Here is a 221-nt window from a genome sequence, read left to right on the forward strand (position 1 = left end):
GACATCGAACGCGACAAACTGCACCGCGAAATCTACCGCACACAGGGTAAGCTCGCCAGCCGTTACGAACTCGATCCCTTAGGCCGTCTGAAAAGGCAAATTGCCGCACTCAACGAGCTGACGCAGACCGAGACAGCTAAAAATGCAGTAACATCGGTCTATGCCGTCAAACGCAGCTACGGCTACGACCGTACCGGCAACCTGACCCACAGTACCGACCA

1 pseudogene is annotated in these 221 nt (G+C 55.7%); it reads left to right on the top strand.

What is annotated here, in order from left to right:
• Window positions 1–221: pseudogene (locus HMPREF2596_RS09365) on the top strand (RHS repeat protein); the annotation flags it as partial.

It is taken from the genome of Neisseria sp. HMSC078C12, assembly GCF_001838065.1.
In the GTDB taxonomy this organism is placed as follows: Bacteria; Pseudomonadota; Gammaproteobacteria; order Burkholderiales; family Neisseriaceae; genus Neisseria.